This window comes from Actinoplanes sp. NPDC000266 (assembly GCF_042899005.1).
Taxonomy (GTDB): Bacteria; Actinomycetota; Actinomycetes; order Mycobacteriales; family Micromonosporaceae; genus Actinoplanes.
Genome location: NZ_JBIAZI010000008.1, coordinates 549,425 through 563,818 on the forward strand (window position 1 = coordinate 549,425; position 14,394 = coordinate 563,818).

Consider the following 14,394-nt stretch of genomic DNA (forward strand, 5'->3'; position numbering starts at 1 on the left):
CCGTACTCGCCGCCTGCCGCCACCCACAGTTCTATGCCGCGGCCGCGCTGCTGGTCTGCTCGAACGACTCCTGCCAGACTGCCCAGCGCGTGTCCGGGCCCAGCGCCTTCGCCCGGTACATCGCCAGGTCGGCGCGGTGCACGATGACGTCGTGGGTGAGCTCGCCCGGGGCCGACACCGCGACGCCCACGCTCGCCTGCAACGGGATCAGCTTGCCGTCGACCACGACCGGGGCCAGTGACGACACGATGCGGCCGGCCACGTCGTACGCCTGCTCCGGGAAGTCGAGGCCGGGCAGCACGACCGAGAACTCGTCGCCGCCCAGGCGGCACGGCAGGCCCCAGTCGGGCACACACGAGCGCAGGACTCGGGCGAACTCGACCAGCACCAGGTCGCCGGACTTGTGGCCCAGCGTGTCGTTGATGCCCTTGAAGCCGTTCAGGTCGATGACCATGACCGCGCTGTGCTTGCCGGTGCGGGCGTCGCGGTCCAGCGCTCGGTTCGACGTGGCGCGGAACGGGACTCGGTTGGCCAGGCCGGTCAGGCCGTCCGTCACCGCGCGCTCGTCGCTCTCCTGCTGCACCAGCGTCTGGCGGACCAGCACGATCACGCTGATCAGCGTGCCGCCCAGGGCCAGGCCGCCCCACGGCCACAACGAGCCCGAACGGATCGCGGCCGTGAGCATCAGGCCGTTGGCGACCGCGATCGCCACGAACGGCATGTAGCGCGCCGCCGCGAATCGGCGCCGGGACTCCCGCCGCTCGTTGATGCCCCGGCACTGCTCCACCGCGGCCGCCGCCAGCAGCGCGTCCGCGGTCAGCCAGCAGATGAACTGCCACGGCGAGTTCGTGTCGATCAGCTCGTGGCTGCGCAGATAGCCGTGCACCGCGTCGCCCGCGAAGAGCACGAGCGCGCCCGCCGTCAGCATCCGCAGCGCCCGCGGCGTCGAGCCCAGTGTGCCGCGCAGCAGGATCCGGGCCACGCTGAATAGCAGGGCCAGATCGGCGATCGGATAGACGGCGGCCGGGACGATCACGCCGCCGGAGAAGCCGTGCTCCGAGATGTACGTGCCGAAGGAGAAGTACCACAGCAGCATGCAGCCGCCGACCAGCACGACCGACGCGTCCAGCGCGGTCTTCCACCGTTCGCGGCGCGTGGTCGCGGGCAGCGGGAACAGCTGCAACGCCAGCATCAACGAGACGACGAACGCCACATGCGTCACGTCGTCCACCATCGTCGTGCCGGCCAGGGCGAACACGGGCGAGACGACCAGCACCATGAAGCTCAGCGCCACCGCCCGCCACGCCGGGCCTGCCCGGCGCGAGGCCTGGATCGCCGCGACCAGGCCGATCAGGCCGAAGACGCTCCGGGCGATCTCGGCCACGTCGTCGTAGTGCCGGTATCCGGTGAAGAGCGCGCTCACCGACAACGCGAGCACGAGCGCGTACAGGAGGCCCAGGCAAAGGGCCGCGGCCTTCCAGTTCCTCATGGTCCCCTCACGGATCCGCCACCACCGACCTGCCCAGCATCGGTAGTGGCGGAGCCGACTTGAGGATCGTCAGTTGTCCCAGACCAGCGCGTCGCCGACCGGGCGCTGCGCGCCGCCGCTCGGGGTGTTCACCACGGCGCCGCCGGCGACCATGGTGGTCGAGCCGCCGCCGTCGAGGTTGATCGCGTCGCGCAGGCCGAGCGCCTTGGCCACCTCGGCCGTCTCGTCCATGGTCGTGCCCACGCTGGTGGTCATGCGGCCGTCGATGGTCGCCAGCACGAGGTCGCCGTGACGGTTGGTGCCGGCGATCGTCCGCGGGTTGCGGTCGAAGAAGCTGCCGGTGCCGTCCGGCACCACGATCGCGCCCTTCTCGACGAGGCGGTAGCGGCCGTTCACGGCGTACGTGCCCGGCTCGATCGCCACCCGGCGCCCGGAGGCGTCGGTCACCCGGTGCTTCACCTTCAGGCAGCCGCTGGCCAGTGCGGTCAGCGCGGTCGCCTGCTCACCGGAGGCCTGGAGCGAGGTCTGCCCCTTGGCCAGGGCGGTTCCCCGGGTGGTCGCGACGCGCACGACGCAGCCGCGCTTGTCGAGGACGACCTCCGTTCCGGCGCCGGACGGCGTCTGCGCCCCGAACTCCGGCGTGAACTCGGCGACGGCCGCCGACGGGTCGTTGATCTGCGCGATCGGCAGCGACGTCTTGGTGCGGGGGTTCAAGACCGTTCCCTCGTACGACAGTTTGCCCACCGCCATCGTGTTGCGGCGCGAGTCGATGACCAGGTCGGCCTCGGCCACGTCGGTGGTCGGCTCGCTGAGCAGCCGGCCCTGGTAGACGCCGAGCCCGACCGGCGTTCCCGGGTAGAGCTGGCTGGCCGTGAAGGTGAAGAACGACGCGTTGACGCCCGCGACCGCGTCCTTGGCCAGCTCGCTCACCGTCTCGGTGCGGGACAGATCGGCGCCGTACGCCGCCTTGAGGTGCCCGCGCGCCCGGTCCGGGTCGATGGTCAGCACGTTGACCCGCCACGGTCCCTTCGTGGTCGTGTTGATCTCGCCGGAGGGGGCCGGCTCGGTGCCGCGCACGATCCGCGTCAGCGTGACGCCACGGTCCAGCGTCTGCACCGTACGCGTCTCGGCGAGCCCGGCGTCGCCGAGCGGAAGCGAACCTACGGGAGCGGCGGGGTGGGCCGGCGCCAGCGACGCCAGCATCACACCCGCGACCAGGTGATGAATCATGATCGATATCCTGGGCACCGGATCCGACATCCACCTGACCAACCCATTAAGGCCTAATGTCCGGTTACCGGCAAGCGGGCGGCAAGCGCGCCGCAAGCGGTCGCGGTGAGGCTGGCCGGCATGAGCACACTTCTGGGGATCTGGGCCCACCCCGACGACGAGGCCTATCTGTCCGGCGGCCTGATGGCGCTGGCCGCGGACCGTGGCGACCGGGTGGTCTGTGTGACCGCGACCCGCGGCGAACAAGGCACCAGCGATCCGCAGCGATGGCCACCGGCCCGGCTGGCCGCCGAGCGCACCACCGAACTGGCCCGTTGCCTGCGGATCCTCGGGGTCACCGAGCACCACTGGCTCGGCTGTTCCGACGGCGGCTGCCCGGCCGCCCCGGCCGGTGAGGCGATCGCGAAGCTGGCCGCGCTGGTCGGCGAGATCCGCCCCGGCACCGTGGTCACCTTCGGCCCCGACGGCAACACCGGCCACGCCGACCACCGCGCGGTCGGCCGGTGGGCGGCGGCGGCCTTCGCCCAGGCCGCCGTCCCCGGGGCCCGGCTGCTGCGCAGCGCCGTCGGGGAACGCTGGCACCGGCGGTGGGCACCGCTGAACGAGGGCCTGGGCGTCTTCGAGCCCGGCTATCCCGTGGTGGTGCCCGACAGCGCCCTCACGGTCGATCTGGTGCTCGACGACCTGACTGTCCACCGCAAGGTGCGGGCGCTGGCCGCCCAGCGGACCCAGACGGCCACCCTGATCGGCGCGATGGGCGTCGAGCGGTACACGGAATGGGTCCGCGAGGAGTCCTTCGTCGAGTGGGTGCCCCCGAACTCGGGCCACATCCCGTGCCCGTCCTGCTGGTGGGACCTGACCTCCGCCCGGTGGCAGTGCGCCTGCTGAGCCCTACTCCACGAAGCGGGGCATGACGCTGCGCACCTCGACCGGAGCGCCGGGCGCGCCGCCGGGACGCGACTTGTATTCGCCGACGCCCACGCAGGTGAACAGCAGCGTGATCAGGCCGCCGGGCTCGTGGAGCAGGGCCGGAACCTCCGAGTCGAGGAAGGTCATGCCGGTGGCGGTCGCGCCCGTGGCGTACGCGGCCAGGTGCAGGCGGCCCTCGACGATGCCCGAGGCCAGCTGGGCCTCGCGGTAGGACCGATCGTCCAGGTCGCCGCCGGGCACGGCGGCGATGACCACGTACGCCGCCTCGGCCGCCAGCGACTGGCCGAGACAGACCCGCTCGAGCTCGCCGCGCAGGTCGCCCGCCGTGATCGGCGTGCTCAGATCGGGCCAGCGATAGAGGCCCGGCGCCAGGCCGTCCACGCCGTGCGCGACGACCCAGTGCGGAACGTCGACGCCGCGCGTGGCCGCGGCCATGGCCCACTCCAGGCCGGCGCGGGGGATCGTCTTGGTGCGGTCCATGCGCCGCTGCGAGCCCCGCTTGCGGATGACCCCGTCCAGCGTCTGGCCGCCCGCTTCGAAGTCCACCGGAGCGGCCACCGGCCACGCCGGGCCGAGGATGCCGCGGACGCCGGCATGCTGGGCGGCCGTGACCAGCGGGAACTCGACCGGTGGGAGGTCGCCGGGAGTGGCCTTGCCGGTGGGTGCGACCGCTGGTGTGCCGTCGCCGAAGGTCAGCAGGGCCACCGGGAACTCGTGGGTGCCGTCGGCGCCGGTCAGCTCGCCGATCCGGTCGTCGGGGAAGGCGGTGCGCAGGCGCGGGGCCAGACCGGCCGAAGCGGCCGCGGCGTCGAGCTGGGCCAGCAGCGTGCCGGCGTCCCAGTAGATGTGGCGGAAGCCCCGCTCGGCGTAGCGCCAGCCGGTGCGCCACGGGACGCCGGTGACGATCAGGGTGGTGGCCTCGCCGTCGGCCGGTGGGGCGACCTGGATCAGGGCGTGCGCCATCGGGTCGTACCAATGGACGCCGTCGGGAACACCGTCCACTCCGCGGGCGGAGACGTAGAGCTCCAGCGGGAAACGGGCGCCGGCCGAGCCGGCGGCGCGGAAGACGAAGCGGCGGCCGTTGCGCTCGGAGGTACGCACGACGCCCGCGCCCAGGAACAGGACGCGCCCGAGCTGGGCCGCGTCGAGCGGCTGAGGAGGCGCTCCGGCCCCGGACAGGACGGCGGTGGCGGGCACGCCGGGGTCGGGCAGGTCGCGGGGAAGCGCGACCGTGGGCAGCCCCGGCCCGTACGTCTTGTAGGGCGGCGGGAACGTCGCCGGGTCGTTCGGGGTGAGGTCGTGACGCACCCGCGGGTCGTCGACGGGGGCGTCCCACTCCCGGTCGGGCTGATAGGACGTGAGGCGGTGCAGCAGGCCGGCGCCGGAGTCGAAATCCACCCGGACAGACTGCCATCAATCCGCGGCGCCGGTCAGCCCGTCACCGCGATCACGGCCACGCCGACACCCAGCGGCACGTCCAGAGCCATGCAGGCCTCGGAGAGCGAGCGCGGCACGACCGTGTCGCGTACGAAGTTCACAGTGTCCCAGCCGGCGTGGGCGGCCAGGGCGAGGCCCGCCAGCACGCCACCCGCGGTCTCCGGCAGATAGAGGGCGGTCACGGCGAAAAGCCCGTACCCCAAAGCAGCTGAAGCCTGCGCGGCAAGCGGGCGCCGCGGAACGCCGAAGGCGAAGCCGAGGCCGAGAAGCGCCACGCCGACGACGGCCAGAGCCACCCACGGGGTGATCTCGGCGAACTGCGCGAGCGTGATGACGGCGCTGAGACCGAACACCCCGGCCCAGGCCACCCAGCGCCGGTCGAAGGCGGCCGCGCCGAGATAGCAGAGCACCGCGACGATCGCGGCGGTCGACGCGGTCTCCCGGTCGGCGGCGAAGATCAGGACAAGGACGGCGGCGGCCAGACCCAGCGCGGCCGGCCAGCGGCGGAGAAACGCGGTCACCCATTCAGGGTCAACGGCGTTTCCCGTACGGTCGAGAGCGCGGCCGCCGAAGGTCAGTAAACGTGGGATACGCGTCCGGAATGGTTGAGTCCTGGTACTCATGCCGGGCCCGGTGCCGCGACGGAAGGATGACCGGCATGTGGAAGACCGCGATCGCCGCCGCCGTGCTCACCCTCGCCGCCTGGGCGGGCTGGCTGGGCTGGGAGTCCGGATATGTGACCGACCCGTCGACGGGGGCGGTGAGCGGGCCGTACGCCTGGTGGCAGGTCGCCGGGTGTGTGCTGACCCTCATCGTGATCGCGGCGGTCGCGGCCCGGTGGGCCCACCCGCTGGTGGTGGCGGCGGTGATGACGGTGGTGTTCACCGCCGCCTGGTCGGCGAAGGCAGCCGGCTCCGACGAGTCCGGCCTGTGGCCGGTGGGCGCGACCCTGGTCGCCATGGGTATGGCCGCCGGTTCCGTCGCGGTCGCCTTCGCCGGGCGCCGGCTGTTCCGCCCCTAGGCCTGCTTGGTCTCCCAGAAGATCTTCGAGATCTCCTCGATCTTCGCGAGCAGCCGATCGGCCACGGCCGGGTCGGCCGAACCCTTGGCGCCGGAGGCGCCGGCCAGCTTGGTGGCCTCGTTGAACAGGCCGTGCAGCTGCGGGTACTTCTCGAAGTGCGGGGCCTTGAAGTAGTCGGTCCACAGCACCCACAGGTGATGCTTGACCAGCTCCGACCGCTGCTCCTTGATGATCAGAGCACGCGTGCGGAACTCGGGGTCCTGGTTGGCCTGGTACTTCTCGGCGATCGCCTTGACCGACTCGGCCTCGATGCGGGCCTGGGCGGGGTCGTACACCCCGCAGGGCAGATCGCAGTGTGCGCTCACGATGGTGCGCGGCTGGAAGAAACGCATCAGTTGCTGAACTCCTCGGCTTGGATGAATTGCCGGTCGTGATAGACGAGCCGCCCGCCGGCCGGCCCGAGGAGGACCTCGTGCACCGACGCGACGACGACGGTCGAATCCCCGACCGGAAGGCGGTGCAAGGGCGTGGCCCGCAGGGAGGCCAGCGCGTGACGCAGAACCGGCTCCCCGGTGGGCAGGAAGGTCCACCCCTGCTCCTCGGTGAACCGCGGCCCGCCACTGCTGGCGAACTGCCGGGCCACCTCGGCGCCGGCGGCTCCGAGCAGGTTGACGACGAAGCTCTCGGCCTCGAGGAGGGCCCGGGCCGACCTCGTACCCATGGCCGAGAACGACAGCGCCGGCGGATCGATCGACACGGACGCCACGCTGGAGGCGGTCAGCCCGATCGGCCCGCCGGCCCCGATCGCGGAGATGACCGCGACCCCGGTGGGATAACGCCGAAAGGCCGCCTTGAACTGCTCCGCGATCACAGTGTTCCCTTGAGTCGTCCGTGCACACGCCTGGTTGAGGCTAAAACTTGAAGTGAGGTTGAAGTCAATGGCGCCCTTGGACGGCATGAAAGCCCTGGTCATCGGCGGCGGTGGAGAGGGCATCGGCCGCGCGATCACCCGGGCCTTCGCAGCGGCCGGCGCCTCGGTCGCGATCGCCGACATCTCCGCCGCCCGCGCCGGGGAAGCGGCGGCCGAACTGGGCGGCCACGGTGTCCCGCTCAGCGGCGACGTGCGTTCCCGTTCGGACGTCGACGGGTTCGTGGAGCGTACGGTCTCCGCGTTCGGCCGTCTGGACACGCTGGTGACGGTCGTCGGAGGACAGGTGGCGTTCGTGCCCGCGGTCAGGCTGCACGAGATGGCCGACGAGGACTGGGACCTGGCGTACGAGATGAACCTCCGCTATGTGGCCCGCGCCGCTCGCGCCGCGATCCGCGCGTTCCTGTCCCAGGGCGACGGCGGCTCGATCGTCAGCGTGGGCTCGGTGGCCGGCCTGATGGCCGCACCCGAACAGGCCGCCTACGGAGCCGCCAAGGCCGGCCTGGCCAGCCTGGCCCGCACGGTGGCCGCCGAGTACGCCGCCGACGGCATCCGCATGAACATCGTCGCCTGCGGCGCGATCGCCACGGCGGTGGCACACTCGGCGCAGGCCACAGAGGACGTCCCCGAGATCCCGATGAGACGCCTGGGCGCACCGGACGACGCGGCCGCGGCCGCCGTCTACTTGGCCTCACCAGCGTCGTCGTACGTCACCGGCCAGACCCTCGCAGTCGACGGCGGAGTGACGGTCCGCGGCCCGTTCCCGTCCTAGCCTCCGTCTTTCATTAAGCGGTGCGGGTTGTCGCGGTGGGTGCCGGGTTATGGGGTTGGCGGGTCAGGGCAGGCGGTGTCGCCCGGCCGGGGGCCGGGTTGCTCCCTGGGTCCTGGTTGTTGGTGCGGCGGATTCCGTTGTCAGGTAACGGGTTCGGGTAGTGCGGCGAGGCGTTGGAAGGCGGCGACGAGGTCATCGGTCCAGGGCCAGTCAGCGGCGATGCGCAGGTTGGTGGTGCGGGCTGTGCGGGTGAGTTTCGCGGCGACGTGTAGTAGCCGGTAGCGCAGCTTCTTCGGCTCCGCGTGGTCCATCGCGCCGTCCAGGAGCAGGTGCTGGGTCCAGGCGAGCAGGTCGATGCCGGTCATAGCGAGTTCTAGCCAGGCGGCGTCGATCGCGAACTGGCGTGAGGGGAATCGGCCGAGGCCGGTGGTTTTGCCGGTGCGGATGCGGTCCTCGACCCGGGCGTGGCAACGGTGCCGGACTTCCAGGAACTGCGTCGAGCAGCCACCGTGGGGTGTGTCGGTGGCGAAGACTTGATGCCGGACGCCGTTAACCTGGTCGAACAGGGAGAGCTGCGCTCCGGGGTGCGGGCGTTCGCGGCGGCAGATCAGCCGGGTCCCGGCCGGGAACGAGGCCAGCAGTCGCGGGTCGGCAGATCGGCGAGTTCGACGACTTCGGCGCTGTAACGCAGGCTGCCGTCACCGTCGAGGGCCGGCACCCACCCGGTCGCGGCGGTGATCGCGGCCCAGACCGGTTCGGTGATCGCGACACCGACGGAGAACTCGGTGGCCACACCGTAGTCACGCAGACCACGGATATGGGCGAGAAAGTCGTGACTGCTGCCGCCGAATCCGACCGGATCAGGATCGGGCTGCCATAACGGTGCGGCTCGGGGATTTGCTGCAGGGCCTGACCCAGGACCGTGACGTGGTCGGCGGCGGTGTTGCTGCCGGCGTTACCCGGGCACAGCATCCCGGCCAGAGCCTCACCGGTCGCGTCGAGGAAACACAACAGCGGGTGGAACCCGAAGCTGTGTTTCCAGGTCGCCGCCGCCGATTCCTTCTCCGAGTGAGCCAGCACGATCGTCGCGTCGATGTCCCGCACGAACCCCGCCAGCACCCGCCCGAGGACGGTGGTCGAGGGCAGACCGCAGCGGGTCTCGAGGAGCTGAGCCCAGGCCAACTCCCGCGCAGCAGCGCGAGCCGCCCGTAACCGGTCCAGGGCCGCAGCGTCGATCGAGTCAAGGACCCGCCAGGCGGTCGGATCCGAGGCCACCGACCCGAACAGGCCGGGCTGCTGCCGCAATACCGCCAGATCCGCGATGGCCTCACCGCCATCGGCCAGCAGCACCGCGAGGTCGACCCAAACACGGCCCGGCTCATGCACCGGGCGACGCACCCGGCCCAGCCCGAGCGCCTTAACGAAACCGCTAATCAACGCGGTCTTGTCAGCCAGATCGGTGAGCAGCCGGGTGCCGGCATGACCGACCACACCACGAGCGCCACCGCTGACAACAACCTTCGGACGTGTGCCGGTAACTCTGCACCTTGAGAGTGCCTTCCGGTGATGGACAGATAGGGCCCTAGACAAGTCCCATCGTTCCAGATCAGAAGGCACTTTCGCGTTCCCGGGACCCACCACCAGCAGCCCTTACTGAAGGGCCAGGGCTAAGACCTACTTGACGCCCAGCTCTTTGCGTACCGCGTTGCTGAATCCGGCACTGGCTTCTCCAAACGCGCCGCCCTCCGGGTCATCCATGTTAGTCGCAACCCACAGTTTTAAGGCGGCTTTCCGCACATCTCTGGATGCAATATAGTCCAGGCTGAAGAGTGCTTTTTGGGAGTCTTTGACTTTAGCTTCAGCGCGTTCTCGCGTTTCGCTAGCAATCTTAACGGCTTCCCTGTACCGCTGCTGTAACTGACTACCTTCGACCTTAAGAGCTTCCAATCCCGCGATGTCGTACTTTGCATCAAGGTTGGACATGTAATCTCGGATGGAGATCATCATGGCTTCGGGAACCGGCTGGCCGTTATCCTGATGGCCCAGCGTGCCCAACTGTTCGGATACGTAACCTCGCAGTTCATCAGTCCAGGCTTGTGCTCGGTCATGCCGAGCTTCCAGTATGGATTTCAGATCATCGGCAAGCCGCGCAGCTTTTTTGTTCGACTCAGTTGCTTCGCGCGTAATGCTAATTACCATTTGGAACCCTGCGTAGGTTTCTAGCCGCTTATCCGTATATTGCTTCCGCCACTCGTGCCTTCGCTGGAAGATGCCTATTGCAATCTGTCCGGCAATAGTTACGATCACGCCTGCCAGTGTCGCAATCACTGGCAGTACGATTCTCAGCGTCTCGTCCTTCATGCTCCCTCTGCGTGATTTGATCTCTTGGTCGCTCAAGGCACCCTCGCGCAATCCCCCAGACTTTACGTGGGTCCTGTCGTAAAGATCCAGGTTGGATTCACGATCCTCGGGCACCGGCCCGGTACAGAAGGGCGCCGGATGCCGACCGAGATCGGCCAATATGACCAACAATGCTCAGAAATAGGGGAGCCAGCGTTTCACGACCGCAACCGCCTTGGGCGACGGACAAGTTGGCCTACACGCCGGATGCTGGTGGCTTGCTTCGTGGCTGCATGGGGCAGATATCTGAACCGATGAGGGAAATCGCCGCCAGCTCACCGGATCTTAGATGCAACCCCGGCTTCGCGGCTGCAGTCGTTGCTCGCGATCAAGATGCACCTTCACCGATACTACGGGGGATGCCGAGGACAGTCGAAGCCATCGGAGCGTGATATGTCTGAGTTCTTATGGGGTCTCCTCCTTTCAATCCCAATCGGTATCGCGGTGAACCTCGTTTCACCGGCTTTCGGTAGCTATCTGGAAAAGAGGAGCGAGAAAGTCGCGAAACGTCGCGAAATCGAGAGGAAGGAGTTTGCTAACGAGGCCATCAGCTTGGCGACGGACCAAACGACCTACTATACATTCCTATTGGGAGCGGTCCTGAGGACCACCTATATCGGAGCGTTGATCGGCATCTTGACCGGCGTTCTGGCCGCAGTTGGACAAGGAATAAGTGCGGTAGGAATCTACCGTTTTTCGCAATTCTTTTTTCTTGGCTCGCAGCTGGCAGCCCTGGCGGGGGCGATCTTAGTTCTGAACATCGCACGGAACGCCCTCGTAATGATTAAGGAAGTTCGGCGCATCCGACTGCGCGAGGCGCGAGGCGACATCACGACACCGTCAGACGGAGTGTCAGATTGAGGCTACCCTCCACCAGTCGTTGCGTCCCCGTATGCGAGCGGTTCGGTACATCCGGCGGGCGACCGGCAGGACGATGGCGGCGAGAGGTCCCGATGGCACGTTGATCGGCCTAATCAGCCCGGCCGACGGATTGGTTCCGGCTAGTGAAGTCGGTCCGGCGCCGGCCAACGCAGCAAGCGATACCGAACAGATCGCCGCAGATCCGGATGCTCGATAGGTCGGTCGCTGTTCATGTTCGACGACGTGTGGGCCCACAGCCACCACTACCTCGCCTCGTCGTTGCGACGATGGTTCAGCGAGGACTGGGACCTGCTGGAAGGCCTGCCCGACTCGCAGTAGACCATCATCGTGATGCGGACGTCGGAGGAAATCGTGCTCTCGGGTGCTGTGGAGATCTATGCCAACCATGCCGTGTTGCTGGTGGGGTCGACGGCCTGGCCGGAGGTCGATTGGGATGACGGGCCGGTAGGCGCCGACAGCCGTCATGTGGCGATCCGCACCCGAGGTCAGGTCGCCCACACGCGTGTGTCGATCTGGCAGGGCGCCATGCCGCTCGTAGGGCATCTCGTCTTCGACGGTGAACTGGATCTTGATGACTATACGATTTTCGTCGGGGACATCGAGCGGCTCCGGCGCTGGACGCAACAGATCGGACAGACCGGCGTCCAGAGGGTAGTGGTTCGCGTCGACGATCCCGGCTACGCCTCTCGCGTGAACGTGGGGCTCGCCATCAGCGAAGAGGCCCACGTTCAGGCGCTTCCGGCGACAGGTGAAGCGGCGCTGTTCGAGGTGCTCACCTCGGAGCGCAACGGCATCTCACCGCCGAATGCCCGGGGCCTCGTGCTTGACGGCCACGATTCACCACACGCCCGCCTTTCCGCAGCGATCAGGTTGCTTTCCGCGCCGGACCCGGCGAAGCCTTGGCTTGAGCGCTACGAGACGGAAGTCCTTGTCGAATGGTTGAGGTGGCTCGGTGTCGACCTCAGCCGGGCTGGAGCGGAAGAGATCGGTTCGGAGATCCTGCGACTGGTGCGAGCTGCCCGCGCGACGGACACCGACGGCGTTGTCCCGCCGGACGTCGCGGGCCGTATCGCCGCTCGCGCCCTGCGCACGATCGAGTGAGGCCCCCATGAATTCACAGAGCGAGCACCCGCCGGGCCTCGCGCACGACCGCTAGGTCGACCATCCGGCCTCGCGCGTCGAGGCAGACGCCGCCGCCGGCGCGCTCGAAACGCTCGACCAGGTCGCGGGCCGCGGCCACCTCGTCCTCGGTCGGTGTGAAGACCTCGTTGACCACCGGCACCTGCGCCGGATGGATGCAGGCGCGGCCCCGAAACCCCAGTCTCTTCAACGCTTCCGTGGAGCGGCGCAGGCGATCCAGGTCGCGAAAGTCGGTCGACACGGCCGCGGTCGGCGGCTCGATGCCCGCCGCGGCCGAGGCCAGCACGACCGCCGACCGAACGAACAGAAGTTCCCGCTCGTCCTCACCGGGCCTGATTCCCAGCTCGGCCGCGAGGTCGGCCTCGCCGATCTGAAGCCGCACCACGCGCGGGGCGAGCGCGAGCTCACGGGCCTCCATGATGGCCGACGGCGTCTCCAGCAATGGAATCAGCACGGCGTTGCTTCCGGCCTCGTCGAGGACGGACGCCATGCCCACCACCTCCGGCACCGAGGCCTTGGCCAGGCACAGTGCGCGCAACGCGGGCGAAACCACCGCCCGGGCGTCGTCGAGACCGGCCGGCCCCGGGTTGACGCGCACGATGACCGGCGTCCCGGCTGGCTGTGCGCGCAGCCAGGCCGCGACCGCCTCCCGAGCCTCAGCCTTCTCCCCCGGCGGGACGGCGTCCTCCAGGTCGACGATGACCGCGTCGGCGCCCTTGGCCAGCGCTCCGGCGAGCATCGACGGCCGGTTTCCGGGGACGTACAGGGCGGACCTCATCCGATCGCCGCCGCCCCCGACAGCAGCGCCCGCGCGATGACGATCCGCTGGATGTCGTTGGTGCCCTCGCCGATCAACATGAGGGGCGCGTCGCGGTACAGGCGTTCCACCTCGAACTCCTTCGAATAGCCGTATCCGCCGTGCACCTGCATGGCGGCCAGCGAGCAGAAGACCGCCGCCTCGGCCGCGTACGCCTTGGCCATGCCGGCCTCCATGTCGACGCGGTGGCCGCCGTCGGCCCGGGAAGCCGCCCACCGCACGAGCAGCCGGGCCGCCTGCACCTGCGAGGCCATTTCGGCGATCTTCAGCTGGATCGCCTGGAAATCGCCGATCGGTTTGCCGAAGGCCCGTCGTTGGCCGGCATAGGCCAGCGCTTGGGTGTACGCCTCCTGCGCGATCCCGAGAGCGCGAGCGGCCACGTTGATCCGCCCGATCTCGAGCCCGGACAGCACCTGCTGCATGCCTCGCCCCTCGGCCCCGCCGAGCAGGTTGGCCGCCGGAACGCGGCAATCCTCGAAGAGCACCTCGCACGACTCGGTTCCCTTGTAGCCGAGCTTGGGCAGGTCCCGCTCGACCGTGAAGCCCGGCGTGCCGGCGTCGACCAGCAGCACGGACATGCCGCGATGGGCCGGCGTAGTCACGGACGTCTTGCACAGCACCGGGAGCGGGTCGGCGTGCCGGGCGTTGGTGATCCAGGTCTTGCGGCCGTTCAGCACGTACGAGTCCCCGTCGCGCACCGCCACGGTGGCGATGCCCTGGAGGTCCGTTCCGGCGTCGGGCTCGGTCAGCGCTATCCCGGTACGTCGTTTCCCGGCGGCCAGGTCGGGCAGGTAGCGCTCCTTCTGCTCCTCGGTGCCGTGCCGCGCGAGCAGCCAGCACGACAGCGAGTGGCTGCCGAGGATGCCGGCCACGCCCATCCAGCCGCGGGCGATCTCCTCGAAGACCAGCGCGAAACTGATCATGTCGGCGCCGAGCCCGCCGTACTCCTCGGGCACGGTCAGCCCGAACAGCCCCATCTCGGCCATGGTGGCGACGATCTCGGCCGGATAGCGGTCGCTCGCCTCCCATTCGCGGGCCACCGGCCGGATCTCCCGGTCGACGAAGTCGCGCAGCACGTCGCGGAAGAGCCGCTGCTCCTCGCTGAGGTCAAAGTCCATCGGCGCTCCTGAAGACGGGTAGGTGGCGGCCGTCGGGCAGCGGCCGCCAGGCGACCTGGACGGGCATGTCGCAGCGGGGCTCGGCGACGCCGTCCAGGTGGGTGAGCAGGATCGGGCCTTCGGTGAGGCGGACCCGGGCCAGGATGTACGGCTCGTCGGCCCGATGAACGACCGTGAAGCTGTCGACGATCCCCGTGCCCGCGACCTCAATGAGCGACAAGTCGGACCCG

At 69.2% G+C, this 14,394-nt stretch carries 15 protein-coding genes and 1 pseudogene; 5 read left to right on the forward strand and 11 right to left on the reverse strand.

The features are described 5' to 3' along the window. Positions 1 to 31: 31 nt before the first annotated feature. Entirely contained in the window at positions 32 to 1,489 is a 1,458-nt protein-coding gene (locus ACFY36_RS32900) for a GGDEF domain-containing protein (RefSeq protein WP_499749809.1), read from the reverse strand. A 69-nt stretch (positions 1,490 to 1,558) separates the two neighbouring features. Next, complete coding sequence (locus ACFY36_RS32905; RefSeq protein WP_499749810.1) at positions 1,559 to 2,719, reverse strand: phosphodiester glycosidase family protein; 1,161 nt, start codon at positions 2,717 to 2,719, stop codon at positions 1,559 to 1,561. A 120-nt stretch (positions 2,720 to 2,839) separates the two neighbouring features. Here ACFY36_RS32905 and ACFY36_RS32910 point away from each other — a divergent pair, with 120 nt between their 5' ends. After that, a complete protein-coding gene (locus ACFY36_RS32910) occupies positions 2,840 to 3,607 on the forward strand; it encodes a PIG-L deacetylase family protein (protein WP_499749811.1) in 768 nt (255 codons plus the stop codon). Positions 3,608 to 3,610: 3 nt separating this feature from the next. Here ACFY36_RS32910 and ACFY36_RS32915 read toward each other — a convergent pair whose 3' ends face one another. Both ACFY36_RS32915 and ACFY36_RS32920 read right to left on the reverse strand, forming a co-directional pair. Further along, positions 3,611 to 5,047: a hypothetical protein gene (locus ACFY36_RS32915; protein ID WP_499749812.1), complete on the reverse strand. Its 1,437-nt coding sequence runs from the start codon at positions 5,045 to 5,047 to the stop codon at positions 3,611 to 3,613. Positions 5,048 to 5,079: 32 nt separating this feature from the next. Then, positions 5,080 to 5,607, reverse strand: a complete 528-nt coding sequence (locus ACFY36_RS32920) for a hypothetical protein (RefSeq protein ID WP_499749813.1) — start codon at positions 5,605 to 5,607, stop codon at positions 5,080 to 5,082. Between the two features lie 137 nt (positions 5,608 to 5,744). Between ACFY36_RS32920 and ACFY36_RS32925 the strand changes: the two genes are divergently transcribed. Then, the gene (locus ACFY36_RS32925; protein ID WP_499749814.1) at positions 5,745 to 6,107 is read left to right on the forward strand and encodes a hypothetical protein; all 363 of its coding nucleotides are present in this window, start codon (positions 5,745 to 5,747) and stop codon (positions 6,105 to 6,107) included. On the opposite strand, the gene sodN is transcribed toward ACFY36_RS32925, so the two are convergent. Further along, positions 6,104 to 6,499 (reverse strand): superoxide dismutase, Ni, encoded by a 396-nt coding sequence (gene sodN, locus ACFY36_RS32930; protein WP_499749815.1) that lies wholly within the window; start codon positions 6,497 to 6,499, stop codon positions 6,104 to 6,106. The two genes, ACFY36_RS32925 and sodN, sit on opposite strands and share 4 nt — an antisense overlap. Further along, complete coding sequence (locus tag ACFY36_RS32935; protein ID WP_499749816.1) at positions 6,499 to 6,978, reverse strand: flavin reductase family protein; 480 nt, start codon at positions 6,976 to 6,978, stop codon at positions 6,499 to 6,501. The genes sodN and ACFY36_RS32935 overlap by 1 nt, the downstream gene beginning before the upstream one ends. Before the next feature lie 85 nt (positions 6,979 to 7,063). Here ACFY36_RS32935 and ACFY36_RS32940 point away from each other — a divergent pair, with 85 nt between their 5' ends. After that, positions 7,064 to 7,807, forward strand: a complete 744-nt coding sequence (locus ACFY36_RS32940; RefSeq protein ID WP_499749866.1) for an SDR family NAD(P)-dependent oxidoreductase — start codon at positions 7,064 to 7,066, stop codon at positions 7,805 to 7,807. A gap of 140 nt (positions 7,808 to 7,947) precedes the next feature. On the opposite strand, the pseudogene ACFY36_RS32945 reads toward ACFY36_RS32940, so the two are convergent. Continuing rightward, positions 7,948 to 9,383: pseudogene (locus ACFY36_RS32945) on the reverse strand (IS1380 family transposase). A 98-nt stretch (positions 9,384 to 9,481) separates the two neighbouring features. Continuing rightward, the gene (locus ACFY36_RS32950) at positions 9,482 to 10,168 is read right to left on the reverse strand and encodes a hypothetical protein (RefSeq protein WP_499749817.1); all 687 of its coding nucleotides are present in this window, start codon (positions 10,166 to 10,168) and stop codon (positions 9,482 to 9,484) included. 432 nt (positions 10,169 to 10,600) lie between these two features. On the opposite strand from ACFY36_RS32950, the gene ACFY36_RS32955 reads away from it, so the two are divergent. Beyond that, positions 10,601 to 11,068, forward strand: coding sequence for a hypothetical protein (locus ACFY36_RS32955; RefSeq protein ID WP_499749818.1), 468 nt, complete (start codon positions 10,601 to 10,603; stop codon positions 11,066 to 11,068). A 351-nt stretch (positions 11,069 to 11,419) separates the two neighbouring features. Then, positions 11,420 to 12,190, forward strand: coding sequence for a hypothetical protein (locus ACFY36_RS32960; protein WP_499749819.1), 771 nt, complete (start codon positions 11,420 to 11,422; stop codon positions 12,188 to 12,190). Positions 12,191 to 12,203: 13 nt separating this feature from the next. Here ACFY36_RS32960 and ACFY36_RS32965 read toward each other — a convergent pair whose 3' ends face one another. The 3 genes from ACFY36_RS32965 to ACFY36_RS32975 are packed head-to-tail and all read right to left on the reverse strand — an operon-like array spanning position 12,204 to position 14,384. Beyond that, complete coding sequence (locus tag ACFY36_RS32965; protein WP_499749820.1) at positions 12,204 to 13,007, reverse strand: HpcH/HpaI aldolase/citrate lyase family protein; 804 nt, start codon at positions 13,005 to 13,007, stop codon at positions 12,204 to 12,206. Beyond that, positions 13,004 to 14,164, reverse strand: coding sequence for an acyl-CoA dehydrogenase family protein (locus ACFY36_RS32970; protein WP_499749821.1), 1,161 nt, complete (start codon positions 14,162 to 14,164; stop codon positions 13,004 to 13,006). The genes ACFY36_RS32965 and ACFY36_RS32970 overlap by 4 nt, the downstream gene beginning before the upstream one ends. Beyond that, positions 14,154 to 14,384 carry a Zn-ribbon domain-containing OB-fold protein gene (locus tag ACFY36_RS32975; RefSeq protein ID WP_499749867.1) on the reverse strand — a complete coding sequence of 77 codons (231 nt, stop codon included), beginning with the start codon at positions 14,382 to 14,384 and terminating at the stop codon, positions 14,154 to 14,156. Before ACFY36_RS32975 ends, ACFY36_RS32970 begins: the two co-directional genes overlap by 11 nt. Positions 14,385 to 14,394 lie beyond the last annotated feature (10 nt).

Coding starts and splice junctions, on each gene's coding strand:
- ACFY36_RS32965 (WP_499749820.1), bottom strand. CDS start 13,007: ATGAGGTCCGCCCTGTACGTCCCCGGAAACCGGCCGTCGATGCTCGCC.
- ACFY36_RS32910 (WP_499749811.1), top strand. CDS start 2,840: ATGAGCACACTTCTGGGGATCTGGGCCCACCCCGACGACGAGGCCTAT.
- ACFY36_RS32925 (WP_499749814.1), top strand. CDS start 5,745: ATGTGGAAGACCGCGATCGCCGCCGCCGTGCTCACCCTCGCCGCCTGG.
- ACFY36_RS32905 (WP_499749810.1), bottom strand. CDS start 2,719: ATGATTCATCACCTGGTCGCGGGTGTGATGCTGGCGTCGCTGGCGCCG.
- ACFY36_RS32900 (WP_499749809.1), bottom strand. CDS start 1,489: ATGAGGAACTGGAAGGCCGCGGCCCTTTGCCTGGGCCTCCTGTACGCG.
- sodN (WP_499749815.1), bottom strand. CDS start 6,499: ATGCGTTTCTTCCAGCCGCGCACCATCGTGAGCGCACACTGCGATCTG.
- ACFY36_RS32970 (WP_499749821.1), bottom strand. CDS start 14,164: ATGGACTTTGACCTCAGCGAGGAGCAGCGGCTCTTCCGCGACGTGCTG.
- ACFY36_RS32950 (WP_499749817.1), bottom strand. CDS start 10,168: ATGAAGGACGAGACGCTGAGAATCGTACTGCCAGTGATTGCGACACTG.
- ACFY36_RS32940 (WP_499749866.1), top strand. CDS start 7,064: ATGAAAGCCCTGGTCATCGGCGGCGGTGGAGAGGGCATCGGCCGCGCG.
- ACFY36_RS32960 (WP_499749819.1), top strand. CDS start 11,420: ATGCGGACGTCGGAGGAAATCGTGCTCTCGGGTGCTGTGGAGATCTAT.
- ACFY36_RS32955 (WP_499749818.1), top strand. CDS start 10,601: ATGTCTGAGTTCTTATGGGGTCTCCTCCTTTCAATCCCAATCGGTATC.